Source organism: Micromonospora sp. NPDC047812, from assembly GCF_040704175.1.
Taxonomy (GTDB): domain Bacteria; phylum Actinomycetota; class Actinomycetes; order Mycobacteriales; family Micromonosporaceae; genus Micromonospora.
Window position 1 is genome coordinate 1,523,503 of sequence record NZ_JBEYRY010000002.1, and the last position, 23,883, is coordinate 1,547,385.

The 23,883-nt window shown below is 72.7% G+C and carries 21 protein-coding genes; 6 read left to right on the forward strand and 15 right to left on the reverse strand.

The window, feature by feature from the left end; genetic code table 11:
- Positions 1–182: 182 nt before the first annotated feature.
- Positions 183–1,415, forward strand: coding sequence for a serine protease (locus AB0883_RS14945; RefSeq protein WP_366641657.1), 1,233 nt, complete (start codon positions 183–185; stop codon positions 1,413–1,415).
- Between the two features lie 66 nt (positions 1,416–1,481).
- On the opposite strand, the gene merB is transcribed toward AB0883_RS14945, so the two are convergent.
- Both merB and AB0883_RS14955 read right to left on the reverse strand, forming a co-directional pair.
- Positions 1,482–2,147 (reverse strand): organomercurial lyase, encoded by a 666-nt coding sequence (gene merB, locus AB0883_RS14950; protein ID WP_366641658.1) that lies wholly within the window; start codon positions 2,145–2,147, stop codon positions 1,482–1,484.
- Between the two features lie 285 nt (positions 2,148–2,432).
- Positions 2,433–4,301, reverse strand: a complete 1,869-nt coding sequence (locus AB0883_RS14955) for an ABC transporter ATP-binding protein (RefSeq protein WP_366641659.1) — start codon at positions 4,299–4,301, stop codon at positions 2,433–2,435.
- A gap of 198 nt (positions 4,302–4,499) precedes the next feature.
- Between AB0883_RS14955 and AB0883_RS14960 the strand changes: the two genes are divergently transcribed.
- From AB0883_RS14960 to AB0883_RS14970, 3 genes are all read left to right on the forward strand, one after another.
- Positions 4,500–4,994, forward strand: coding sequence for a pyridoxamine 5'-phosphate oxidase family protein (locus tag AB0883_RS14960; RefSeq protein WP_366641660.1), 495 nt, complete (start codon positions 4,500–4,502; stop codon positions 4,992–4,994).
- A gap of 251 nt (positions 4,995–5,245) precedes the next feature.
- On the forward strand, positions 5,246–6,013 hold the full coding sequence (locus tag AB0883_RS14965) for an RNA pseudouridine synthase (RefSeq protein ID WP_366641661.1): 768 nt from the start codon (positions 5,246–5,248) through the stop codon (positions 6,011–6,013).
- Positions 6,014–6,331: 318 nt separating this feature from the next.
- Positions 6,332–7,282, forward strand: coding sequence for an alpha/beta fold hydrolase (locus AB0883_RS14970; RefSeq protein ID WP_121397644.1), 951 nt, complete (start codon positions 6,332–6,334; stop codon positions 7,280–7,282).
- Here the strand turns inward: AB0883_RS14970 and fxsT are convergent.
- From fxsT to AB0883_RS15035, 13 genes are all read right to left on the reverse strand, one after another.
- The gene (fxsT, locus tag AB0883_RS14975; protein ID WP_366641662.1) at positions 7,276–11,187 is read right to left on the reverse strand and encodes an FxSxx-COOH system tetratricopeptide repeat protein; all 3,912 of its coding nucleotides are present in this window, start codon (positions 11,185–11,187) and stop codon (positions 7,276–7,278) included. The two genes, AB0883_RS14970 and fxsT, sit on opposite strands and share 7 nt — an antisense overlap.
- On the reverse strand, positions 11,184–12,395 hold the full coding sequence (locus tag AB0883_RS14980) for a TIR-like protein FxsC (protein WP_366641663.1): 1,212 nt from the start codon (positions 12,393–12,395) through the stop codon (positions 11,184–11,186). The genes fxsT and AB0883_RS14980 overlap by 4 nt, the downstream gene beginning before the upstream one ends.
- Positions 12,382–13,059, reverse strand: coding sequence for a TIR-like protein FxsC (locus AB0883_RS14985; protein ID WP_121397646.1), 678 nt, complete (start codon positions 13,057–13,059; stop codon positions 12,382–12,384). The genes AB0883_RS14980 and AB0883_RS14985 overlap by 14 nt, the downstream gene beginning before the upstream one ends.
- 77 nt (positions 13,060–13,136) lie before the next feature.
- The gene (locus AB0883_RS14990; protein ID WP_366641664.1) at positions 13,137–13,940 is read right to left on the reverse strand and encodes an AAC(3) family N-acetyltransferase; all 804 of its coding nucleotides are present in this window, start codon (positions 13,938–13,940) and stop codon (positions 13,137–13,139) included.
- A complete protein-coding gene (locus AB0883_RS14995) occupies positions 13,931–16,204 on the reverse strand; it encodes an FxsB family cyclophane-forming radical SAM/SPASM peptide maturase (RefSeq protein ID WP_366641757.1) in 2,274 nt (757 codons plus the stop codon). The genes AB0883_RS14990 and AB0883_RS14995 overlap by 10 nt, the downstream gene beginning before the upstream one ends.
- A 306-nt stretch (positions 16,205–16,510) precedes the next feature.
- Positions 16,511–17,413: a DUF4231 domain-containing protein gene (locus AB0883_RS15000; RefSeq protein WP_366641665.1), complete on the reverse strand. Its 903-nt coding sequence runs from the start codon at positions 17,411–17,413 to the stop codon at positions 16,511–16,513.
- Between the two features lie 64 nt (positions 17,414–17,477).
- Positions 17,478–17,927, reverse strand: a complete 450-nt coding sequence (locus AB0883_RS15005) for a SitI3 family protein (protein ID WP_366641667.1) — start codon at positions 17,925–17,927, stop codon at positions 17,478–17,480.
- 14 nt (positions 17,928–17,941) lie between these two features.
- Positions 17,942–18,277 carry a hypothetical protein gene (locus AB0883_RS15010; protein WP_366641668.1) on the reverse strand — a complete coding sequence of 112 codons (336 nt, stop codon included), beginning with the start codon at positions 18,275–18,277 and terminating at the stop codon, positions 17,942–17,944.
- Positions 18,278–18,552: 275 nt separating this feature from the next.
- Entirely contained in the window at positions 18,553–19,080 is a 528-nt protein-coding gene (locus AB0883_RS15015) for a DUF6244 family protein (protein ID WP_366641669.1), read from the reverse strand.
- Positions 19,081–19,176: 96 nt separating this feature from the next.
- A complete protein-coding gene (locus AB0883_RS15020; RefSeq protein ID WP_366641670.1) occupies positions 19,177–19,695 on the reverse strand; it encodes a DUF6098 family protein in 519 nt (172 codons plus the stop codon).
- Positions 19,696–19,780: 85 nt separating this feature from the next.
- The gene (gene trpS / locus AB0883_RS15025; protein WP_366641671.1) at positions 19,781–20,839 is read right to left on the reverse strand and encodes a tryptophan--tRNA ligase; all 1,059 of its coding nucleotides are present in this window, start codon (positions 20,837–20,839) and stop codon (positions 19,781–19,783) included.
- A gap of 87 nt (positions 20,840–20,926) precedes the next feature.
- The gene (locus tag AB0883_RS15030) at positions 20,927–21,103 is read right to left on the reverse strand and encodes a hypothetical protein (RefSeq protein ID WP_199729260.1); all 177 of its coding nucleotides are present in this window, start codon (positions 21,101–21,103) and stop codon (positions 20,927–20,929) included.
- A gap of 41 nt (positions 21,104–21,144) precedes the next feature.
- Entirely contained in the window at positions 21,145–21,594 is a 450-nt protein-coding gene (locus AB0883_RS15035; protein WP_366641672.1) for a PRC-barrel domain-containing protein, read from the reverse strand.
- A gap of 284 nt (positions 21,595–21,878) precedes the next feature.
- On the opposite strand from AB0883_RS15035, the gene AB0883_RS15040 reads away from it, so the two are divergent.
- Positions 21,879–22,346 (forward strand): hypothetical protein, encoded by a 468-nt coding sequence (locus AB0883_RS15040; protein ID WP_366641673.1) that lies wholly within the window; start codon positions 21,879–21,881, stop codon positions 22,344–22,346.
- A gap of 514 nt (positions 22,347–22,860) precedes the next feature.
- Complete coding sequence (locus AB0883_RS15045) at positions 22,861–23,124, forward strand: hypothetical protein (protein WP_366641674.1); 264 nt, start codon at positions 22,861–22,863, stop codon at positions 23,122–23,124.
- The last annotated feature ends 759 nt before the right edge of the window (positions 23,125–23,883 follow it).

A 23,883-nucleotide genomic window follows, 5' to 3' on the forward strand; every position in this document is an offset into this window, starting at 1 on the left:
GGACGACGGCCACACTTCCAGCCATCCCGGACGTCAGGAACCGGACCTCGGTGACTGTTCTGGTGCGGCCGGTCGCGGCCGTCGACCGACCGGTAAGACATCGACAGGTTTACATGTGTCCATCGGTTCGTGTATGAAGGCTGCAAGCACGTCTGGGTGCTGGTTCCTCGGAGGGAGCGACGATGAAACATGCCATGCGCCGCCTACGAACGGCGGCGGTCGCGCTCGGCGCCTGCACACTCGGGCTGAGTCTGATGTCGGTACCCGCCGCCGAGGCGTACTCGGTGCAACCCCTCGCGCCGCAATCCGAACGGGCACCCGAGTCGGAGCAGTTCTCGGCGGAGGGCGTCACCACGGTCGGTGAACTCCGCACCGTCACCGGCACGCTGTCCTCCGCCGGGGACGCCCGGACGCAGGTCATCCGGCACCCCGGTGCGTCGTACGTCAAGGTGCACTTCAGCGCGCTGCGACTGGCCCACGGCGACTACGTCACGGTGTCGAGCCCCGACGGCCGGGAGAGCTACCGGTACGACCGCTACCTGAACCGGGCGACCGGATCGGACTACACCACCGACGGGCAGCCGGGCTTCTGGGCGATGTCGGTGGAGGGCGACACCGCGGTGGTGACGATGCACAGCAGCCGCGCCTCCCGTGGCAACGTCGCGACCATCGACCGGTTCTGGCGCGGCTACGACCGCGCGGAGATCGCGCAGCACAACCTCTCCACGCAGTCCGTCTGCAGCACCGACGCCCGCCGCGACGTGGTCTGCTACCAGAACAGCCACCCGACCGAGTACGCGCGCGGCAGGGCGGTGGCGCGGCTGCTGATCAGCGGCGGTGGGATGTGCACCACCTGGCGGGTCGGCAACACCAACCGCATGCTGACCAACAAGCACTGCTTCTCCACGCAGGCCGCCGTCAGCGGCAGCGAGATGCAGTTCGACTACCAGTGCGCCACCTGCGGCGGCTCGAACCCGGGCGCCGGCACCAAGGTGAGCGGCGCCACCCTCTACAAGGTGAGCAGCGGCGGCTCCGGCGAGCTGGACTACGCCCTGTACTCGGTGAACAACTTCACCAGCATCCAGAGCTTCGGCACGCTCTACCTGGCGACGACCGCCACCACCACCGGCACGCGGATGTACATCCCGGGGCACGGCGACGGCAGCCCGAAGCGACTGTCGATCTACGAGGACACCCAGAACGGTGCGACGTGCACCGTGAAGAACGCGAACTACAACGCCTCGAACATCAGCTACAGCTGTGACACCTCCGGCGGCAACTCGGGCTCGCCGGTGCTGAACGCCAGCCACCGGGTGATCGCCCTGCACCACCTCGGCGGCTGCCCGTCGAACCAGGGCGCGAAGGCGCACCTGATCTACAGCCAGATCGCCAGCCTGATCGACAACAACGGCTGACGACGACTCACGACGACGGGCCGCCGGGGCGCGACACGCACCCCGGCGGCCCGTCCGCGCGTTCGCTCACTGCCCCCAGAACGGGCCGGTCAGCCCCACCGAGGCGAAGTAGGCCGCTGCTTCCGAGGGCTCCCGGCGGCGGTAGGGCGTGTCCAGGCGTCCCTCGTACCAGCGGGAGGCGAGACGCCACAGGATCCCGATGCCGAAGACCGCCCCGCGCTCGTGCCCGGACCGCCGTAGCCAGTCGTCGACGCACGAGGGGGAGCAGAAGATCCGTTGGTGCGCGCAGGTGTGGACGACGTCGTCCCAGGCACGCGAGACGGGCACGAGGAAGTGCGCCACCTGCTCGCCCGCCGGCTCCTCGGTGCGGGTGACCACCCAGGCGTGCGGGGCGCCGCACGCCGGACAGGTGGTCGCGACGAGCGCGGACGGCTCGTCGGGGACGAGGTGGGGGATGGCGAACGAGTCCCACGCGCAGCCGCCCCACCACAGCGTGCGCTCACCCATCACGGAGAAGCCGAAGTTCCGGGTGGCGAACGGGTGGGCGAGCACGATGTGCCTGTCGGCGTCGAGGGCGAGATGCCGGGCGGCAGCCAGCGCCTCGATCGCGTCCTCGACGGCAGCGCGATCCAATCCGGTGTCCCTCGCGACGGCACCCACCGTCGGAGGCTGCCCTGTCCGCGCGAGGGCGCGGTAGATGGCCAGCCGTACGCTCTCGTCCCGATCTGTCACCTGCACTCCTGGTCATCGTGGTGCCATCGGCGAATGATCGCGGGCCGACGACAGTGGCCCGCGGCGCCTATCCTCGCGGCCATGGGAGCTGTCAAGCCGTGGCACGTGTTCGTCCTGACGATCTGCTGCCTCCTGCCGGCCGTGGCGGCGGTCGTCGGCGGGGTCCTGGCGGCCCGCCGCTCGCGCAACCAGCGCTGAGCGGCGGGTGCGGCGCCTCCGTCCCGCTCGGCGAGGGCAGACAGGCGGAACCCGCTGCCCGCCGGGCGCGTGAGCAGGGCGGACACGTCAGGCCGGCACCGGTTGCTCGAACTGGGTGCGGTACAGCTCGGCGTACCGGCCGCCCCGGGCCAGCAGGTCTGGGTGCCGGCCGCGTTCCACGATCCGGCCCTGTTCCAGCACCAGGATCTGGTCGGCGGAACGGATCGTGGAGAGTCGGTGCGCGATGACCACGCTGGTCCGCCCGGTCAACGCCTCACCCAACGCCGCCTGCACCGCCGCCTCGGACGTCGAGTCGAGGTGCGCGGTGGCCTCGTCGAGGATCACCACGCGCGGGCGGGAGAGCAGCAGTCGGGCGATGGTGAGCCGCTGACGTTCACCTCCGGAGAGGCGGTACCCGCGCTCGCCCACGACCGTCTCCAGCCCGTCCGGCAGCGAGCGGATCAGGTCGGCCAGCCGGGCGCGACGCAGCACGTCCCACAGGTCGTCCTCGCTCGCGTCGGGTCGGGCGTAGAGCAGGTTGGCGCGGATCGTGTCGTGCAGCAGGTGACCGTCCTGGGTGACCACCCCGAGGGCGTCCCGGACCGAGTCGCCGGTCAGGTCGCGGACGTCGCGCCCGGCGAGTCGGACGGCGCCCTCCTCCACGTCGTACAGGCGCGGCAGCAGTTGCGCGATGGTGGACTTGCCCGCGCCCGACGAGCCGACCAGGGCGACCATCTGTCCCGGCTCGGCGCGGAACGAGATCCCGTGCAGCACCTCCTCGCCGCCGCGGGTGTCGAGCTTCGCCACGTCCTCCAGCGAGGCCAGGGAGACCTTCTCGGCCGACGGGTAACCGAAGCGGACGTCGTCGAACTCGACCGCCACCGGCCCGTCGGGCAGCGGCCGGGCGTCCGGCCTGTCCTCGATCATCGGCTTGAGGTCCAGGATCTCGAAGACCCGCTCGAAGCTGACCAGCGCGCTCATGATCTCCACCCGCGCGCTGGCGAGCGAGGTCAGCGGCGCGTACAGGCGCGACAGCAGCAGGGCGAGCGCGACGACCGCGCCGGCGTCGAGCTGCCCGCGGACGGCGTACACGCCGCCCAGGCCGTACACCAGGGCCAGCGCGAGGGAACCGACCACCGTGAGGGCCGTGATGAAGACGGTCTGCAACATGGCGGTACGGACGCCGATGTCGCGCACGCGCCGCGCGCGGGCGGCGAACTCGGCGGACTCCTCCGCCGGCCGCCCGTAGAGCTTGACCAGGGTGGCGCCGGGCGCGGAGAACTTCTCGGTCATCCGGGTGCTCATCGCCGCGTTGAGGCCGGCCGCCTCCCGTTCGAGCCGGGCCAGCTTCCGGCCCATCCTCCGCGCGGGCAGCACGAAGATCGGCAGCAGCACCAGCGCCAGCAGGGTGATCTGCCAGGAGAAGGTCAGCATCACCGCGAGCGTGAGGAGCAGCGTCACGGCGTTGCCGACCACGCCCGAGAGCGTGTCGCTGAACGCCTGCTGCGCCCCGATCACGTCGTTGTTGAGGCGCGAGACCAGGGCGCCGGTGCGGGTCCGGGTGAAGAACGCGACGGGCATCCGCTGCACGTGGTCGAAGACGGCGGTCCGCAGGTCGAGGATCAGGCCCTCGCCGATCCGCGCCGACTGGTAGCGGGTGAGCAGCCCCAGCCCGGCCTCGGCGAGCGCGATCAGGGCGATCGCCACGGCCAGCCGCACCACCGTCGCCGTGTCGGTGCCGGAGACGATCGCGTCGACCACCCGCCCGGCGAGCACCGGCGCGGCCACGGTCAGCACCGCGGCCACGACGCTGCCCGCCAGGAACCACGCGAGCAGGCGGCGGTGCGGGCGGGCGAAGCCGCCGATCCGCCTGAGGGTCGCCTTGGAGAAGGGCCGCTGGTCACGCTGATGCATCGCGTGGTGCAGGGACATCCATGCGGTGACTTCCATGCTCATGCCGCGAACGTAGGACCTGGAGCGAGGTTGAGGTCAAGCGACTTCGTCCCCTGTGGAGGCGGGAACGTGGGGCGACCGGGGGCGTGCCCCTCCGACACTCCGCGCGGCGGCGGTGCCCGTCCGCTCGCGGGCACCGTCACACTGGGATACTCTCCGTGCTGCTCCAGTCACGATGTCGTCGTTCGAAAGGGAACCATGGTGGACCGTGAGCCGGTCGCGGAACCGTCCTTCGCCAGCGAAGGCTCCAAGCCGATGCCCTGGTCGCAGGCGCGTGAGCGACTTACGGAGGCGGGAGAGTTCTTCCTGTGCACGGTCCGGCCGGACGGCCGGCCGCACGCCGTGCCGCTGCTGGCCGTGTGGCTCGACCGGAGCATGTACTTCTGCTCCAGCGAGACCGCCCACAAGGTCGACAACCTGGCCGCCAACCCGCACTGCGTCCTCACCGTCGGCAGCCCCGAGCTGGACCTCTCGATCGAGGGCACGGCAGCCCGGATCAGCGACCCGGCGACGCTCAAGCGCGTCGCCGAGGCGTACGGGGAGAAGTACGGCTGGGAGGTGACCCCGGTCGACGGTGGGATCGACGGCGACGGGATCGGCCCGTCGCCGTACATCGTCTTCGAGGTGACCCCGGCCAAGGTCATCGGCATGGACAAGGGGTCCGGCTTCAGCGCGACCCGGTGGCGGTTCGGGTGAGCACGCCGGCCGGGCGCGTCAGCTGAGCGCCGAGGCGTGACGGGCGGCCCCCCCCGCGGCACGCGCCGCCCGCGCGACGCTCGGCCCCGGCGCGACGCCGCTCGACGTCGGGGGGTGCCGCCGCCGGGTTGATATCCTTCGCCGTGCCGGCCCACCTGGCCGGCTCGACCCCGCTCCCCGCGTCACCGATGTCCCGGGCGCGGCCGTCGGCGACACGGAGCAGCTCAGCACAGTCGAGAGCCGAGGCGATGATGACCACCTTCAGTTGGTCGGAACTTCGGCGCGATCCCATCCACGAGGACGACCACCTGCTCGTGCTCGACAAGCCGCCGGGCATCTCCGTGATGGGCGAGCGCCACGCGGAGTCCCTGACCGACCTGGCCGCCGCCGCCGGGGAACCGGTGCACTGGGTGCACCGCATCGACAAGGTCACCTCCGGACTGCTGCTGCTGGCCAGGACGCCGTCGGCGCACGCCTCGCTGACCCGGCAGTTCGCCAACCGGGGCGCCGACAAGCGCTACCTGGCCTGGGTCGAGGGGGCGCGGCTGCCCGAGACCGGCACCATCGACCTGCCGCTGCGGCCGGGCCGCAAGGGCACCATCCGGATCGCGGGCGAGCGCGAGGCCATCCGCTACGACGCCGACCGCCGCCGCTTCGCGCTGCCGGAGTCGGCCGTCGACCGGTCCAAGCCCTCCTACGAGTCCCGTACCGACTTCGCCACGGCGCTGGTCAGCGGCGACCGTACGCTGCTGGTGCTCAAGCCGGTCACCGGTCGGCGCCACCAGATCCGCGTCCACCTGGCCTGGCTCGGCTTCCCGATCGTCGGCGACCCCCTGTTCCACCGTGGGCAGGCGGACCAGCGGACGTACCTGCACTCGTGGGGCTGCGAGATCACCTGCGACTGGCGGGACGAGCCGCGTACCCGGTTCTGGGCCGCGCCCGGCGAGGAGTTCCTCGACGTCTTCGCCGACGGCCGGAAGCCCCGGCTCGACGACGCGCTCGATGCGCTCGCCGGCTGACCCGGCGCGCGGCGGCACCGCCGCTTGGGGCCGCGGCCCGCACGGCGGCGGCCGGCGACCGGGCGGCCCCACGCCCAGTCGCCCCGGGCGGACCGACCCCCGAAGGACGTCCCGGTCGGCGGGGCAGCCGGAAGTTCCAGCCCAGGTGGGCCGTAGGTGTCGTTTCAGACAGATCCGGCCCCATGTTCCCGCTCGGCATAGCGGCGCGGCGGGCCCGACCATTAGGCTCGATTGTTGAGTGGAGCCGTCCCGACATCGTCTCTACTCGATGCCGGGTTGCGAGTATTGGCTGGTTGCGGCACCGAAGGGCAGGACGGAGTGACCCGAGACGGCGAGCCAGGGGCCGACTTCGCCGAACGCGAGGACAGCAGACGCGTGGCGTACGAGGTGACCGGCGCGCCTGACGGCTTCCCCGTCTTCCTGCTCCACGGCACGCCCGGCAGCCGGCGTGGCCCGAAGCCCCGCGGCATCGTCCTCTACCGCATGGGCGTCCGGCTGATCGCCTACGACCGGCCCGGCTACGGCGACTCCGACCGTCGGGAGAACCGCGACGTCGCCGACGCCGCCCGCGACGTCGAGGCGATCGCCGACCACCTGGGCGTGGAGGAGTTCGCGGTCGTCGGACGCTCCGGCGGCGGCCCGCACGCCCTCGCCTGCGCGGCCGACGCCCGCCTGCGTGGCCGGGTGACCCGGGTGGCGGTGCTGGTCAGTCTTGCCCCGTGGAACGCCATCGAGTTGGACTGGGTCGGCGGCATGAACACCGGCAACGTGCGCGGGTTCGGCGCCGGCAGCCCCGACACCGCCGCCGTGGTGGAGGAGATCCGCCAGCGCGCCGAGCGGGCCGCCGCGGACCCACGGCTGCTCCTCGCTGACCTGAAGACGGAGATGAGCGCGGCGGACCGCCGAGCGGTCAACGACCCGGCGCTGCGCCGGCTCATCACCGACACCTACGCTGAGGCGCTCCGCTCCGGGCCGTACGGGTGGATCGACGACGTGCTGGCGTTCCGCCGCCCATGGGCCTTCGACCTGCGGGCGATCGACACCGCGGCGACGCCGGTCCGGCTGTGGCACGGCGCCGACGACAACTTCGCCCCGGTCAGCCACGGCCGCTGGCTGGCCGCGCAGATACCCGGCGCCGAGATGGAGGTCCGGCCCGGGGCGGCGCACTTCGACGCGGTCGAGGAGTTGCCGCGCATCCTGCGCTGGCTCGTCGACCCCGACCCCGCGCTGAGCGCCGACCTGCTGATCGGCGCGCGGCCCGGTCAGTAGGGGTGCGGGTCGAGCACCCGCCGCACGTACCGCCCGTCGCGGAGCACCACGACACTGGGGTGGTGCTGCCCGACCCGGTTGGCGAGCCGGTCGGCGATCCGCATCCGCCCGATGCTCACCCGACCCCCGGACAACGCCTGGTTGACGGTCTCCAGGTTGCCCCGGGCCCGCAACGTGTCGGGGTGCTCGGGCCCGAGGACCTCCGCGAGCTGCTCCACCAAGGCCAGCAGCCGGTCGCGTCCCCGCTCCGGCTCCCCGGTGAGGATGGTGAAGACCGCGAGGTTGTTGGCCGCCGCCATGGTGAACGGGTGCCGGTCGCCGAGCGCGGCGAGCATGGCCGCCGCGGCCGCCTGGGTGACCGACAGGCTGGTGCCCGTGTCGCCGGCGTCCCACTGGGCCACGCCCAGGTTGACCCGGCAGACCAGCGAGTACGGGTGGTCGGCGCCGAACACCTGGACGAACTGCTGCTCCACCTCGACCAGCTCCGCCAGGGCCTGCGCGTTCTGCCCCTGCAACATCAGGTTGGCCGTCCGGCTGAGCCGGCTGAACAGGGTGTCCGGGTTGGCCGGCCCGAGGGTGGCCAGCAGCCGCTGGTAGGTCTCGTCGAGCAGCTGTGCCGCCTCGGCGATCTCCCCGGTGCTGCGCAACGACACGGCCAGGTTGGCCTGCGCGGTGAGCAGGTCACGGGACTGCTCGCCGAAGAGGTTCCGGTAGCCGGTCACCACCTCCCGTAGCAGCGCCACGGAACCCTCGTAGTCGCCGGTCTCCCGCAGGTCGCGGGCGAGGTTGTTGGCCGACACCAGGGTGTTCGGGTGCTCCGGCCCGAGGACGACCCGCAGCCGCCGGTTGGTCGCCTGGTCACCTTCGAGGGCCCGGTCGAACATGCCCATCAGCCGGTAGGACACGGCCAGGTTGTTCGCCGCGGTCAGGGTCCGCCGGTGATCCTCGCCGAACACCTCGACCGATGCGGCGTACGTCCGCAGGCTGCGCTCCAGAGCCTCCGGGTAGCGGCCCAGGGTGCGCAGGTCCGCCCCGTAGCCGCCGGCGGTCATCAGCGTGTGCGGGTGGCTGTCGCCGATCAGCTCCTCCTGCTGGTGCAGGGTGTCCTCGTCCAGCCGGAGGGCCTCGTCGAACCGCCCGAGGCTGCGCAGCACGTTCGCCCAGTTGAACCGCAGGTGCAGCAGTTGGACGCGCAGCTTGCGGTGCTCCGGCCCGTCGGGCGGCAGCTCCGCCAACAGCCCCGACCAGACGGCCTCGGTCTCCCGCGCGTACCGTTCGCCCTGCTCGTACCCGCCGCTGACGTAGATGTAGCGGACCCGGTCGATGACCAGTTGCCGGACGTCGTCGTCCCGGCAGGAGATCGCGTCGGAGCCGTCGAGGTGCGGCCAGAGCATCCGGAACCGTTGCCGGTTCACCGGGTCCTCCACCTCACCCGGCGGTCGCGACCCGGCGAGGATCTGGTGCACCTCGTGCTTGGCCGTGACCAGCTCGTCGTCGGTCATCCGGGCGCGCAGCGCGGTCTGCAACAGCCGGTGCACCTGCACCCGGTGGGCGTGCGGGTCCAGCTTGATGAGCGCGAGCTTGTTCATCCGCTGGACCAGCGTCGCCGCGATGTCACGCTCGGACACCCGGTCGGCGACCCGCGCGGCGACCACCGGGTCGTGCGGGGCGATGACCCGCGCCACCCGGTCGCTGTAGAGCAGGTCGAGGGAGATCTCGGGGGCGAGCACCGACGCGAGCTGGAGGAGACGGTACGCCCCCGGGGAGCCCTCCCTCAGCCGCTGGAGCGGGAGGTCCCAGACCTCCGTCTCCAGGCCGGTGCGGCGCAGCCCGGCCAGGTATTCCTCGACCGGCGTGCGGGTGTCGGCCAACCACGCCCCGACCGTCGCGACGAAGATCGGCACGTTCTCCACGGCGTCGGCGACCCGTTCGGCCTCGGCGACGCTCATCAGGTGCTCGCCGAGGCGGGCGCGCAGGTGCGCCACGCTCTCCGCCCGCTCGAACTCGTCGACGTCCACCGCCCGCGCCAGGTCGCCCCAGTCCGGGTTGCGGGTGGTGACCAGCACGTGTCCGTTGCCCTGCGGCAGGTAGGGCCGGACGTCCTCGTACTGGTCGGCGTTGTCGAAGATGAGCAGCCAGTGCGGCGGTGGGCTGCCGTCGGGGCGGCGCTCGGTCTGACCCAGCCGCTGCCGCAGGGCGCGGTTGGTCTCCGGGATCGTCGTCTGGCTCGGCAGGCCCAGCTCGTCGCTGAGCTCCGTCATGATCACGTCGACGAACTGCGGCGGGTCGGCCGCGACCCACCAGATGATGTCGTACGCGCCCCGGAACCGGTGGGCGTACTCGATGGCGAGCTGCGTCTTGCCGAGACCGGGACCGCCCCGCAGCGCGACCGGGGTGCCGCTGCCGCCCGACGCCCTCAGCTCCTCACGGAGCCGGCGCAGCAGGTCCTCGCGTCCGGTGAAGCGGGCGTTGCGGGCCGGCGCGTTGAAGACCGTCGCGCGCACCCCGGGGAAGCGGGCGGGGCGCAGGCCGGCCGCGCCCACCGTGCGTCCCACCAGCTTCAGCAGGTGGGTCGCCGCGTCCTCGGCGGTGAGGTCGTGCACGGCCGTCCAACTGCCGACCGGGACGTCCGGCACCGGCGGGGTGTCGTCGACGTGCACGGCCAGCCAGTTCGGCGCGGCCCGGTCGCCATCGGTGCCGGAGCGGGCACGCCAGGCCGCCAGGTAGGCGCGGGAGACCAGCCGGACCTCGCGGAAGGCCGTGCCCGTCTGCTCGGGTGCCGGCCCGTCCAGGGAAGCGGTGACCACCCGCAGGTCCGCAGAGTTCAACACGGCCTGCGCCCACTCCGCCCACACCTGGTCCTCGGGCACGTGCCGCAGCAGGATCAGCTCGTCCACGACCGTCGGCTTGCGTTCGAAGCGCTGCACCGTCTGGCGACGCAGTTGGTCGTCCATCCGGGGCAGGCCGGTGATCCTGCCGTTGGTGATGTGGCTGGTCAACGTCTCGTACGCGGACAGCAGGGTGGTGCGCCCGCCCGGCTCGTCGCCGAAGGTCGCCAGCGTCTCCTCGTAGGCGTAGTACGCGCGGTAGGGCACCTCGACGGTGAGCCAGTAGGCCTGCCGCTCGCTGTCGGTCATGCCGCCCGGCAGGCCGGCGAACTTCTGCATGGCCAGCGACCGCCCGGCGTCCCGCTTGCCCTTCTCCCCGTCGTCGACCCGCATCGGCACGGGGAGCACCCGCCGCGCCCGACGCCCCTCGTAGTCGCGGACCCGGGCGGCCACCGCCGCGGCGCCGTCGATGCCCTGGTCGCTGAGGGTGAAGCAGTCGACCAGGACGTCGGGCAGGTGGATGGTGCAGATCTCGGCGACGTCGCTGATCCCGGTGCGGCTGTCGATCAGGGCGTAGTCGTAGTGCCGCTTCATGTCCTCGCGCAGCGCGTCGAAGAACTGCGCCCCGCCGAGCCGGTTGTAGAAGTTGTCCCAGTTCAGGCCGGTCACGCTGGTCGCGTAGTCGGGATTGTGCCGCCCGGCCAGGAGCAGGTCGAGGCTGCCGCCGCCGGGGAACTCCCAGCTCACCGAGAACGCGTACCGGTGGACCCGCGCGTACTCCCGGTGCCAGTCGCCGGGCCGGGGGTCGGCGCCGGTCTCCTCGCGCCGGCGGGCGTTCTCCCACTCGTAGTCCAGGATCAGGTCCATGACGCCGCCGGTGGTGGCGACCTGCTCCGCGTCGAGGAACGGGGCGTAGAACCGGTGCAGGCCGGGGGACTCCAGGTCCCAGTCGGCGACGAGCACCCGCTGGCCGTTCGCGGCGAGGATCCAGGCGGTGTTGGCCAGCGCCATCGTGCGGCCCGTACCGCCCTTGTAGGAGTAGAAGGTGATGACCTGCCCTTCGCGCGATGGCGTCATCGCTCGTCCTTCCCTCGCGTCGTGTCGAACGGCCGCACCGGCGGCAGGGTCGCGCCGGATCCCGGCGGTCCGTCGAACGGCCGGGCCGGGCGCAGGCTCGGTCTCGGGGTGACCGGGCCGTCCGGCGGGTCGACCGGACCGTACCGGAGGAACTGCTTGCGCGCCTCGGTCACCAGCAGCGGGGTGCAGCGCTCGAATTCGTCGATCGCCCGCACCGGCATGACCCGGGGGAAACCGGCGGCCTGCAACGCTTCGGAGACCGACTCGGGTGCCGTCGCGCCACGCTCGTGGCCGGCGGCGATGACCAGCGGGACGACCCAGCGGGGGAGGTCGTCCAGCGCCGAACGGATGGCGGCGGCACCGGTCGCGGCGTCCACCAGCACGACGGTGGGGCTCTGCGGCGCCAGGGCCCGGGCCGCCGCCAGGTCGACGACCCGGGTGGGCAGGCCGAGCCGCTCGGCGGTCGCGGCGACGTAGTCGGCCACGGCCAGCTCGTGCTGCCCGGCGTAGGGCCGCCAGCGTGCGTGGTCGGTGAGGGTGGTGACCACCAGCGCCGGGCCGACGCTGTCGGGCACCGGGTGGCTGGACAGCGTCGCCGCCCGGGACCGGGCCAGCGGCTGCGTCTCGGTCACCGTGACGATCTGCCGCGCCAGTGCCTCGAGGACCCGCCGGTACTGGTCGTGGTAGGCGCTGAGCTTGCAGAGGGCGCGCAGGCCGTTCTCGGCGTAGTCGGCCCGGTCGCCGGCGTCCGGAACCAGGTCGAGGGCCCGGGTCGTCTCCGGCCGCTCGCCCCAGGACGGCAGCGGCAGCCACAGCACCGGCACCAGGTGCCGCTCGGCCTGCGCCGGGGCGAGCCGGGTGAGTCGGCTGCGGAACGACTCGCGTTCGCCCAGGGCCCACGCGTTGCGGAAGTAGTTCGGTGAGTGCAGCGGCACGAAGACGTGCGCGAGGCTGAGCGCGTCGGTGAGCGTCTGCCTGAGGTCGGCTCCCGGGTTGACCTGGCCGTCGAAGAAGCCGGCGTCGAGGTCGCCGCTTCTCGTGGCAGCGTGCCGGACGGCGGTGGCCAGGTCGTTGAAGAACCGGTTGACCCAGTAGTCGGTGTCCGGCCGGACACCGGCCGACAGCGGCACCGAGTGGGCGTAGCTCAGGAAGAAGTAGGTCTCCCGGCGAGATGCGCCCCGGGGCGGAACGGGGTCAGACCACGTCATGTCCGCCCTCCTCGAACGTGGTGCGCAACTGCCGCACGTCGGCCGGGACCTGTGCCTGCACCCAGTGCGTCCGATAGGCCCGGGCGACCCGCTGCGCCAGCCGCCAGACCACCGCGTCGTAGGCGGCCTTGCCGGTGTCGCCGAGGCTCAGCAGACCGTAGATGCCCTCTTCGTGGTATTGCGGAGCGATCTCCGGGGGCAGCCGGGTGGGGGTGAACATCTGCCTCCGCGACACGGCCGCCGGCAGCCGGCGACGCTCCACCAGTGACCAGTTGACCGGGATGACGGGCGTCTCCCCCGCCGACGGCTCGGCGTCCGGCCGGGTCAGTATCGGCCGGCGGGTGAACGCGTCCCACTCCCGGGCGCACCAGGCGCTGTTGAGGTAGTGCGTGGAGATCAACGGGATGAAGACCTGGCAGTGCCCGGCGGCGAAGGCGAGGTCGTCGGTCCACACCTGCCCGCCGTCGAGCATCCGGTCCATGAATCCGGCCGTGCGTCCCGGGCCGAGGCCGAGCAGCTCGACGACATGGTCGGAGAGGTCCACGAAGAGCTGGAAGACCTTCTGGTTGGTGTCCCGGGGCGCCGCGACCTGGTTCTTCTTGTGGGCGTAGCTGAGAAAGAACACGGGGGCGCTCTCGTCCTCCCAGAACGTTCCCTCTGGCAACTGAGGCTCCCGACCGGTGCGGCGACTCCCGACCGTCCACAGTATCGACCCTGCCCAACTCTCCGCTGCCCCGCCCGTCACCGCCGGTGCTCATCCATCCATCCCCGGGCGAAGTCGACGGCCACCCGGATGTCCGTGAGCCGACAGTCGGCGCCGCCGACCGGCCCGCGCCGCACCGCGCCGGCGTCCGTCAGGGCCCGGCCGATCAGCGGAAAGTCGGTGTCGTGGAGATCGAGGGCCCGGAAGTCGCGCCGGACCCGCCGCCCGGCGGCGTCGCGCACGTAGCACCGGTACGCCCGGTCGGCCGGCCGCCGGCGCAGCCGGTACTCGGCCAGGTGGAACGCCGTGCAGGCCGACCAGTCGACGCCGAGCAGCAGCACCACGGCGTCGGCGGCGTAGAGCGCGCCGAGGGGAGAGCGTTCGCCCAGGTGGCAGTCGAGGTCGTGGACGGCGGTCAGCCGGGCCGCGCCGGGACCGAGGGCGGCGAAGGAGGTCTGCGGGTGGCGGCTCCGGCACGCCCCCGGCTGCCGGCGTACGTGCTCGGCGAAGATCCCCATGCCCTCGGCGGGGCTGCGCTCCGGGTCGAACGGCGCGATGGCCGCCTCCGCCGCCGCGACCCCGGCGGCGTCCAAGCCGGCGGTCGCCACCCGGAACGCCCGCGAGGTGGTGGAGTTGCCCGCTGTCTGCGCCGGTACGACCACCGTGCCCGACGCGCCCAGCACGTCGGACAGGGCGGCCAGCAGCGCGGCGGGGCCACCCGCCACCCGACCGACGCGGGACAGGGCGCAGTGCACCAGCACGGTGGCACCCGGCCGCAGTCCCAGCGCGCGCAGGTTCGCCGTCAGCGTGTCCCGCCGGAGCGGGCCGGCGGTCACGCCCACCCGTCCACGGTGGCGCGCATCCCCCGGACGAACCGCTCGCCGGCGGCGGTCAGCGCGCCGAGGCCGAGCAGGGCGTCGAGGGCCCCGTCGGTCCAGTCCCGGTAGCGGCGGAAGTGGCCCCCGGCGGCCGGCCCGGGGCGGTGGCGCCACACGTCGGCGACCGCCAGGTGGGCGTAGACGCCGTGCAGCACACCCTCCACCGGGCGCGGGTCGTCCCGCCACGGCACGCGCAGCGTCCGGGTGTCGGCGCGGTCGAACAGGTCGCAGACGTCCAGCACCGCGCTGAGCTTGAGGTGCTGCACCTCGTGCACCAGCAGCACGGCGAGGGTGGCGTCGTCGGGTACGGCCGTGACGGCCACCGCGCCGAAGGCGGCGCCGGCGGCGGCGCTGCGGAACCGGCCGGTCGGTTCCGCGCGCAGCGGCACGACGGCCCGCAGCAGGGTCCGCACCCCCGCCGCGTAGCCGACGGCCTCGGCGTCGATCCGGCGCACCGCCCGCTCCACCTGCCGCGTCCACCGCGGCGTGGCGGCGCCGGACAGCCGCGGTTGCACCGGCAGGTCGTAGCAGTCACGGTGTGGATCGGTGTCCTCCACCAGCAGCCGGTGCCCGTCGATCCGGACGGAACGCACCGGCAGCCAGCCGTCCGGCCCGTCCTCGCCGGTCGGGTCGCCGTCGCGGTCCGCGTCGGCGGTGACCCGCCGGCCGGCGAGCCGCACGTCGCCGTCGTCGGTGACGAGCCGGACGACACCCCGCTCGCAGCCGACGGCGAGCGCGCCGAGTGTCGGCAGGCTGACCACCCCGGCGCGCACCGGGACGGGCAGGTCGGCCCGGACCCGGGCGCGGACGGCGGCAGCCGCCGCCACACAGGCCAGGTACGACAGCTCGGCCGCCCCGTCCCGGCAGCGCCCGGCCCACCGGCGCACGAAGGGGTGGGCCAGCACGGCCCGGACGGCGTCGGGGTGCGCGTCGTCCAGGTGGACCAGCAGCCGCCACCCCTCCGCCGCCACCGGGTCGCTCGCGGCCCGCTCGCTGAGCGCGACCAGCAGGGCACGCACCAGCGCCAGGTGGACGGCGGCGAGCTGCGCGGCCGAGTCCGCCGTGCCCGCGCCGGTGGCGAGGTCGTCGAGCACGCGCGGGCTGAGCTGGTCGGTGGGCCGGGCGGGCTCGTCGGCGACCGGGGCCGCCGTCACCACCCGGACGAGTTCCAGCAGGTCCGGGCAGTAGACGGACGGGTTGTCGAAGCCGCCCCCGGCGCGGTACCGGTGGGCGTAGAGCCCGCCGCCGCAGTGCCCGACCACCGGGCACGCGCGGCAGGTCGCGCAGAGACCGGCAAGACCGGTCTGCCGTACGGCGATCGCCGGGTGGGCCGCGGCGTCGTCGACCCGGTGGCGGAAGACGTCCAGGCCGGTGGCCGCCGCGCCGTCGAAGGCGGACTTGAGCGAGTCGACCTGCTCGAAGGTGCCGTCGGTCTCGACGACGACCAGGTCGGCCGGGCCGAGCCCGACCGCCTCGCTGCGGCTGCCGTGCCCGGACGCCGTGGAGAGCAGGGACTCCAGCAGGCGGATCGGCACCGGCCGCCCGTCGGCCAGCCAGCGCCGGTGGACGGCCAGCAGCCAGTCGGCGTACGGGGTGGCGAGGCCGTCGGGCCGGGCCGGCGGGTTGTCCCAGTTGGCGTGCGGCAGCAGGAAGTCGACGTGCGGCGGCTCCTCGGCCAGCAGCGCCTCGTACACCCGGATCGGGTCGTTGGCGAGGTCGACGGTGCAGAGGATGCCCGCGTAGCTGCTGCGGTACGCGGGGCTGCGCAGCAGCGACAGCGCCCGCAGCACCTGGCGGTGGCTGCTCGACCCGTTGGCGTGGCGGCGGTGCCGGTCGTTGGCGGCCCGGTCGCCGTCGAGCGAGATCCCCACCTTGACGTCGTGGGCGACCAGCACGTCGCAGGCCGCCGGGGTGAGCAGCACACCGTTGGACTGCATCCGCAGGTCGAGCCGGGCCACCGGGCCGATGACGCGCCGCAGGGTGGCGGCGGTGGAGTCGAGGCGGGCGACGCCGGCGAGCAGGGGCTCGCCGCCGTGCAGGACCACGCGCACGGCGTCGAGCCGGTGCGCCGCCGCGTGCTCCGCGATCCGCTCGGCGACGGCCGTCACCGTGGCGGGGTCCATCACCCGGGGCTGGCGCCGCCAGGACTGGTCGGGGTGTTCGTAGACGTAGCAGTGGTCGCAGGCGAGGTCGCAGCGGCTGACCAGCTTCAGCACGTACTGCGTCAGCGGGGCGACGTGCCCGGTCGGCTGCCCGTCCGGCTCAGATCGCAGAGCTGAAGGCCGCGACGTCGACACGCGCCGGCCGATCCTCCCTCCGGCCGGCCACCTGCGCGACGGACCGGGCCCGGTCGAGGGAGATCCGGCCGAGCGGGGTACGCCGGAGGTCGTCCAGTGGCGGCGGGGTCGGATCGGGCTGGCGTACGGTGCGCTCCACGTCGGTTCCCCCATTTGGAGTCGGGAGTGGACGGACGGCCGTCCACAACGACGGTCAACGACGACTATCGACGATGCTATATGGCACAACCTGTGATGTCACGGCTGCGCAGCGCCATCCTGCTCGATCATCCTGGCCATCCAGCCCTCGTTGGACAGCGAGATGACGCGCTCCGCCTCGGCGACGAACGCGTCGTCGTCGGCCCAGCCCAATCCGGCCTCGCGGACCGTGCGCAGTCGGGTCAGCTGGTCGGCGGTACGGGCGTACTCGATCTGGTGGTGCTCGTACTGCTGGGCGGAGCCGTAGCCGACCAGCGCCGTGGTCACGGCCGCCGCGACACCGATCCAGGCGGTGAGCCCGAGGTTGTCGCCGAGCACCCCGACCGTCGCGGAGACCAGGGCGGCGGCGATCGTGAGCCCCGTCGCCGCGTACCGGACCCGCTTCGCGGCGCGGGCCATCCGGCGGGCCGCCGGCAGGTAGTAGCCGTCGACCTGCCGCTGGATCCGTTCCGTCACGTACGTGGCCACGTCGGAGACCGCCGGCAGCGGACGGGCGGCCGGCGGCCCGTCCAGGGTGCGGCCGACCAGGTCGCCGGCGTCGTCCATGAGCGCGTCGAACCGGCCGAGCAGGACGGCGTCCCGGTCCGCGCCGCCGAACGGGGCGACCCCGGCGAGGTAGCGGTAGGTGTCCGCCTTCAGCGCCTCGGAGACCGAGCGGAGCCGGGTCCACGCGTGCACCGCGTCCCGGGAGGACCACCGGGCCGCCAACGGCACCACGAGCAGCGCCGCCGCCGCGACGATCGCGAGCGCCCGGCCCGCACCGGGGTGGGCGTGCCCGAGCTGGTTGGCGAGGGTGCCGCACACGGCGGCCCCCACGGTGAGCGCGGCGATGGTCAGCCGTGCACGGGTGATCGCACGCTTGGCCTCGCCGGACGCCCGTGACCAGGCAGCCTGCCGCTGCCAGACCGTCGCGACCGCTGCCGGAACATCGAAGTTCGCCACGATCCGATGGTAGGACGGCCGCGCCCGCGCCAGGGGACCCGAGGCGCCGCCGACCGGCGGCGGGTCAGTGGGGCAGGAAGCTGTCGTACGCCTCGTCGTACCAGTCGGCCTCGTTGTGCCGGCGGATCGTGCCGTTCACCCGGGTCAGCATCAGCCAGTTGTCGTTGAGCACCAACGCCGCGTCCTCGGGCCGGCTGGCCAGCACCCGGCCCACGGTCCGCAACATGCGCGGCCGGCCCTTGTCCATCAGCGTGTCCTTTTGCATGTGAAAGTCGATGTCGACGTAGGTCGCCGGCTCCCACTCCCACACGACACCGCCGTCGTCCTCGGCCCCGTAGTAGCCCTGGCTACCGGCGACGATGCTGACGGCGTATCCGCACTCCTCGTTCAGGTCGGCGCTGAGCATCCTGTCGCCGGAGTACGTCGTCGTCTCGGTCGCCTCGGGGGCGACCAGCGCCGCCAACTGCTCCAGCGGGACGTCGCCCGCGAGCGTCAGTCGGTAGGTGATGGACATGTATTCGGCCTTCCTCAGTCCCGCCGCACGATCTCGACGATCGTGCCGCTCCGTGTGACCGCCACCAGCTCCTTCAACGCCGGTACCGGCCAGTCGCCGAACTGCTTGTGCAGGGCGGCGAGGTCTCCGCGCCAGTCCTGGAGGTTCAGCATCACGCGCTGGGTCTGCTGCCGCTGGACCTTCTTGGTCACCGCGCTCCAGACGGACCGTGGTGGCGCTGAGGAGGTGGGAGCGTAGCAATCGAAGACGAGCCCCTCGATCAGGTAATCCGGTGATCTGTTCTGATCGACGACGTCGCCGCTGTTCAGTCGCGCATGCATGATCTCCTGCCGTGTCGGGTTCTGGTGCACCCGGTAGCCCTGGTAGGCGACCTTGTCGGCGGCCTCGTTCTCCAGTTCCAGGCTGCGGCGTTCCGTCGGTCTCTCGTTGGCCGGGATTCGGGTGCGTGGTCCGGTCGGTGCGCCGCCGGAGGTGCCGGTGGCGGGCCTGGTCCAGGGCGCAAAGCCGTGCCTGGGGCCCTCATACCCAGGGTCGTGGTCGGCGGTGTCGGTGTCGTTTGCCGAGGAGGCGGTGGGGTCGGGGTCTGCGGTGGTGGGGCTGGTCGGGGTGGGGCCGCCAGCCCCGGTCAGTTTCCCGCCGACCCCAGTTGCCGGGCCTCGGCGATCGCCGTCTCGACCGCCTGCCGGGCGGTGGCGGTGCGTTGGACGACCAGCGTCAGGACCTGCGTGATCTGTTCCAGGGACTGGAGGAGGGGTCCGGGTTGGCCGCCGTGCAGGACGGTGGTGACGAGTTGTCGTGTCTGGCCGACCTGGGCGATGGTGGCGGCGGCGGTGTCGCGGATGTCGTCGACGGCGTGGTGCACGGGTGTCAGGCCGGTGATCGTCTCGTGTGGGCTGGCTTCCTGTGGGACGGCCGCGGTGCTCTTCGTGGCCTCGCCGATCGTGGTCGCGAGGCTGCCCAGGCCGCCCCGGACGGTTGCGATGCCGTCGCGTACGCGGGTGAGGCCCGCCGCCACGGCGGCGAAGCCGGCGCCGGCGGCGCGCAGGGCCACCTCCTGGGCCTGGTTGTCGGCGGCGGACGCCAGTGTCTGCGCCCTGTCGACGCCGGTCGTCAGCGCGCGCAGTTCCCCGGTGATCTTCTCGATGTGTGACACGCGGCCGACTTCCCCCGATCGACGACGGTGCGGTACCCGAAGCTGAAACCTAGCGACAACCGCCCCGGGCCACCAGAGAGTTCGGTCCGGGGCGGATCAGTCGGCCCGGTGCAGCGGTCCCCACTCCGCCGACGCCTGCGCCTCGACCACCCGGTCCGCCTCCCGCAGCGCCCGCTCCGACACCCACGCGATCGGCCGGCGGCACCGCACCAGCGGCTCGTTGTCCGGTCCCCGGCCGCGCTGCTCGCCGGCCAGCACCCAGGGACGTACGCCCGGGCCGCGTAGCCGGCGCAGGTGGCAGTAGTCGTAGAGCCGGCGGGCCACCCAGAGCCGCAGCGGCCGATCACCCCACCACGACTCGACGGCGAGCGGATTGGCGGAGAGGCCGGGCAGGTCGATGCCGGTCAGCGCGTCCTTGCTGGACTGCCCGGACCCGTGCTCGCCGGACAGGTCGACGCCGGGACCGCGGGACCACCGGACGTACAACTGCTCGCCGGGGGCCGCCTTCCGCAGCAGGTCGACGAGCTGGTCAAGCTCGTCGACGACCGGCATCACCGCCTCGTACCGGACCACACCCATGTGTTCCAGATGCCCCGCCCGGAGCCACTCATTCATCCCCGCTGCGACCGCTCCGCACGATCCGGCCCGGTACCGGAGCAAGGTCCCCGGTCCCGGGCCGGACGCCGGTCGTACGACCGCTTCAGGCCGGCGTGGCCGTGGCCTTGCGGTGCCGCTCGGCCCGGCGGCGCACCTGCGTGTACGCGCTGGTCAGCCCCATCGCCCGGCGGACCTCGACGAGCGTCTGCCGCACCTCGTGGCGGGTCCGTTCCGTGCCCTCGAAGATGAGTTGGTCGACCAGCCCGGGCTCGGCCTCGATCCGGGCCCGGCGCTCCCGGATCGGGTCCAGGAACCGGTCGAGCGCGACGGCCAGTTTCTCCTTCACCTCCACGTCGCCGACCCGCCCGGCCCGGTAGCGCTCCTTGAGGTCGTCGACCTGCGCCCGATCGGGGTTGAAGATGTCGTGGTACGCGAACACCGGGTTTCCCTCGACGGTGCCGGGCACGTCGGCGCGGATCCGGTTCGGGTCGGTGTACATGCCCATCACCGCGCGGCGGACCGTCGCCGAGTCGGCGGAGAGCGCGATCGTGTTGCCCAGGCTCTTGCTCATCTTCGCCCCGCCGTCCGTGCCGACCAGAGTCGGCGTCTCGGACGCGATCGTCTCGGGCACGGGGAACACCTCCCCGTAGAGGTGGTTGAAGCGCCGGGCGATCTCCCGCGTCACCTCCACGTGCGCCGCGTTGTCCTTGCCGACCGGAACGACCTGTCCCTTCACGCAGAGGATGTCGGCGGCCTGGAGCACCGGGTACCCGAGCAGGCCGTACGGCATCTCCTCCTTGCCGGCGTCGCGCGCCATGTCCTTGAGCGAGGGCACGCGTTCCAGCCGGGGCACCGTGACCAGGTTCTGGAAGAGGGTGTTCAGGTCGCCGACCTCCGGGATGGCCGACTGGAGGTAGAAGGTGGCACGCTGCGGGTCGACGCCGGCGGCCAGGATGTCGGTGACCATCTCCCGGGCGTTGCCCGCGACCCGCTCGATGTCCTCGCGGGTGTTCCGCGTGGTGAGCATGTGCAGGTCGGCGATGATGAAGAAGCTCTCGTAGCGCTGGTGCAGCCGCACCCGGTTGGCGATGCTGCCGACGTAGTGGCCGAGGTGCAGCCGCCCGGTGGGGCGGTCCCCGGTGAGCATCCGTGCAACGGACATGGTGGTACGCCTTTCGTGCCTGGTGGACGAGGGTGTGCGCGGGCGCGCGTCGACCGGGGAGGTCATCCCGGGCCGGTCAGGGTCGGCTCAGTGAGCCGAACGCCATCGCGCGCCGTCGCGGAACCGCAGTCCACCGGCACGAAGTACGTCGATCATCCGCTCGCGGCCGTCGTCGGAGCGGGTGGGAGAGAGGGTCACGACACCGAGCGGGAGGCCGTCGACCGGGTCGACGACCTCCGGCGCGTAGCTGATCGGCCGGACCATGCCCCCACGGTAGCGGGTCCGACCGTTTTCCGTGCCCGCGCTCAGCCCTGCCGGTAACTCTCCCGGTAGTAGTCGCCGATCCGGTCCCGGTAGCCGGGCTCGCCGTACGCGTCCGGGTCGAAGGCCGGTGACTCCTTGACCTGCTCGCGGGTGCGGTCCAGGTGCACCGTGCGGTCCAGGTGGTCCACCCGCGTCACCGTGCCGGCCGGCAGCAGGACCTTACGGCCGAAGATCCACGGTCCGGTGTCCACCACCAGCCAGCGGGCGTCGGTGTCGTCGCTGGCCTCGTCGACCGAGCCGATCCGCCCGTCGATGGCCTCCACCCGGTAGCCGACCAGGTCGAGCGGGGTGCCGGGGCCGGGGGCGTCCGGTCCGTCGCCGCCGGGCTCCGGCCCGTCCGGTGGGGCGGAGTCGGGGCTAACCCCGGAGTACCCGCCGGCGAGGGCGGACGGGTCGCGCCAGGCCCAGGGATTGAACGTCGACGCCTGCACGGGTCACCTCCGATGACGGTCTGCGCCGGTCCCGGAACCCAGTGCCCCGCCCGCGCCCCCGGGAAACAACACGGCAATTCTCAGTTCACTGGAATGTCTCGGTGCGAAGTACGTCATACTCGCCGACCGTCGATGAATGGTGCCGCTGTGCCGCAGGTGGTGGCGACGGGAAATGGGCAGCACACATTCGGCGGGGATGCGGAGTGTCCACCCGGCACATTCGTTCCGTCACCGTGAGACGGCCATTCTGGTGACGCATCTGCCGCAGAGAAAGGGGGACACGGATGTACCGCACCATTCGTCGGCTCGGGGTCGTGCTAGCCGTCGCGTTCGGGCTGGTCGCCGGGGCCGGCGCCGCCGCGCAGGCGGCCGTCGTCAATCCGGTCACGCCGCAGTCGCTCTGCGGGCTCGGATACACGGTCCTGGACCAGGACCCGATCCGGCACGCGGAGACCGGGGCCCGGCTCGGCACCGTCTACCTGCTGCACAACCCGATGGTCGGCTACGGCTGCACGGTCACCGTCAAGTCCGCCTACGCGGGGACGCTGACCCGCACCCAGGTGTACCTCGCCGCCCAGTACCTGCCCACCCAGACCGACGACGGCGACAAGCTCTGGGCGGCCGGACCGGCCCGGGCGTACGTCAAGGGCGGTTGCATCATCTGGGGCGGTTTCATGGCCGACCCGAGTGGCGTGATCCATTACCACGACCGGGCGAACCCCGCGATCGGTGGCATCGGCACCTGCTTCTGAGGAGTGGTTCGGGAGGTCCGCGATCATGCGGGCCTCCCGTTTCCGGAATCCCCTCCGATTCCGCCACCGCAGTTCCGAAATGGCGAAAGAAACGGTCACTGCTCACCGCCCTCTTCGACCTTCGGCGCCGCCGCGCGTCCGCCCTTCGGGCCGGCCGTGGTCGGACTCTCGCCGCGCTCCGTCCGCCTGTCGCGCTTCGACCGGGGCACGCGCGACGACCGCAGGGTGTGCGAGTGGAGCCCGCGCCGCGGTCGGCGTACGTGCTCGCCGCCGGCGCCGGGAAGCCGGCAGCGCAGCGATCCGCCGGGCCCGGCCTGCGCCACCCGGTCACCCCCCGGCAGCTCCGTCACCCTGACCCGTCGACGACGCCGGCCCCCGGCTCCCGATCACGCGCCACCGGTTCCGCTGCGGTCGGTGCCGACGGTGACAGACCCCGTGACAGCCCCACTGACCTGCACCTCGGACACCGGCCGGCCGACCGGCCCGCCAGGTCGCGCTGGCATACTCGGCAGCCATGGTGCTGTCGCGCGGCTGGGCGCTCTTCCTCACCGGGGTCGGAATCTGGACCTGGGTGATCTGGCCGAGGTTCGCCGTCGCCATCTGGAAGGACCCGCGGTCCTGGTCCACCGGCACGATCGGGGAGTTCCCGGCCACCGGCTTCCTCTGGATCCATGCCCTGCTGATCGCGGCGTCCCTGCTCATCGGCACCACCGTGGGTGTGCTCGGCGTCCGGGCGTGGCGGGCGGCCGGCCGGCGCGCCGACCGCCAGGCACCCTGACCGACGCCACCGACCACTCCACCACCCACTGGAGTGCACCGCCGCCGGGCCACTCCACCGGCCCCACCGGGTGCCGCGGGTGCGGACCTTCGGCAGGCGGCGACGCTGCCCGTGGCGGTGCCCTGCCACTGGGACGGAAGCGTCGCACCGGCGCTGAGCAGGGCACATAGCGAGCGGGAAATGATGTGACCGGGGACGCCACCCCCGGATTTGACGTTCAAACCCGCAGACGCGTAACTTTCTCTCTGCCAGCGCGGAACGGGGCAAACAGGGCGAAAGTCCTGGGTGCCGAACCGGACTGGCGCCGGGTCGGACGGGCCGAAATCCCGGACGACACGGTCCCGGGCGGGGCTCGCCGGATCTGCCGCGAGGCGGATTTGGCGCAGCGAAGCCGACCGGGTAAGGTTCACGGCCGGCAGGGAACCGGGCGAGCTCGCGGGAAACCGCAGAGCGGCCGGTCTGCCAAATCCGATGATCAACGCGGCGGTTCGCTGCTGCGTGTGCTCGTCGGAGCCAACCCGTACGAAGCACGACAGACCGGGACAAACGGTTTGACACGGCGGAGACGGTGAGGTAACGTAGTAAAAGTGCCCGGCGCGAGAGCGGCGGGTGCGGCGAACGAAATGCCCCGGGTCGGGGGCTCCACGGTGTGGGGTTTCCGGGCGGTGTGTGGTTGTTCTTTGAGAACTCAACAGGGTGCTTGATAAGCCAGTGCCAAATTGATTTATACCCCGGACTGGTCAGGCTTCGGTTTGGCTG

Coding starts and splice junctions, on each gene's coding strand:
- AB0883_RS15005 (WP_366641667.1), bottom strand. CDS start 17,927: ATGTCCATCACCTACCGACTGACGCTCGCGGGCGACGTCCCGCTGGAG.
- AB0883_RS14965 (WP_366641661.1), top strand. CDS start 5,246: ATGACCACCTTCAGTTGGTCGGAACTTCGGCGCGATCCCATCCACGAG.
- AB0883_RS14945 (WP_366641657.1), top strand. CDS start 183: ATGAAACATGCCATGCGCCGCCTACGAACGGCGGCGGTCGCGCTCGGC.
- AB0883_RS15030 (WP_199729260.1), bottom strand. CDS start 21,103: ATGGTCCGGCCGATCAGCTACGCGCCGGAGGTCGTCGACCCGGTCGAC.
- AB0883_RS15020 (WP_366641670.1), bottom strand. CDS start 19,695: ATGAATGAGTGGCTCCGGGCGGGGCATCTGGAACACATGGGTGTGGTC.
- fxsT (WP_366641662.1), bottom strand. CDS start 11,187: ATGACGCCATCGCGCGAAGGGCAGGTCATCACCTTCTACTCCTACAAG.
- AB0883_RS14955 (WP_366641659.1), bottom strand. CDS start 4,301: ATGAGCATGGAAGTCACCGCATGGATGTCCCTGCACCACGCGATGCAT.
- AB0883_RS14980 (WP_366641663.1), bottom strand. CDS start 12,395: ATGACGTGGTCTGACCCCGTTCCGCCCCGGGGCGCATCTCGCCGGGAG.
- AB0883_RS15040 (WP_366641673.1), top strand. CDS start 21,879: ATGTACCGCACCATTCGTCGGCTCGGGGTCGTGCTAGCCGTCGCGTTC.
- AB0883_RS15045 (WP_366641674.1), top strand. CDS start 22,861: ATGGTGCTGTCGCGCGGCTGGGCGCTCTTCCTCACCGGGGTCGGAATC.
- trpS (WP_366641671.1), bottom strand. CDS start 20,839: ATGTCCGTTGCACGGATGCTCACCGGGGACCGCCCCACCGGGCGGCTG.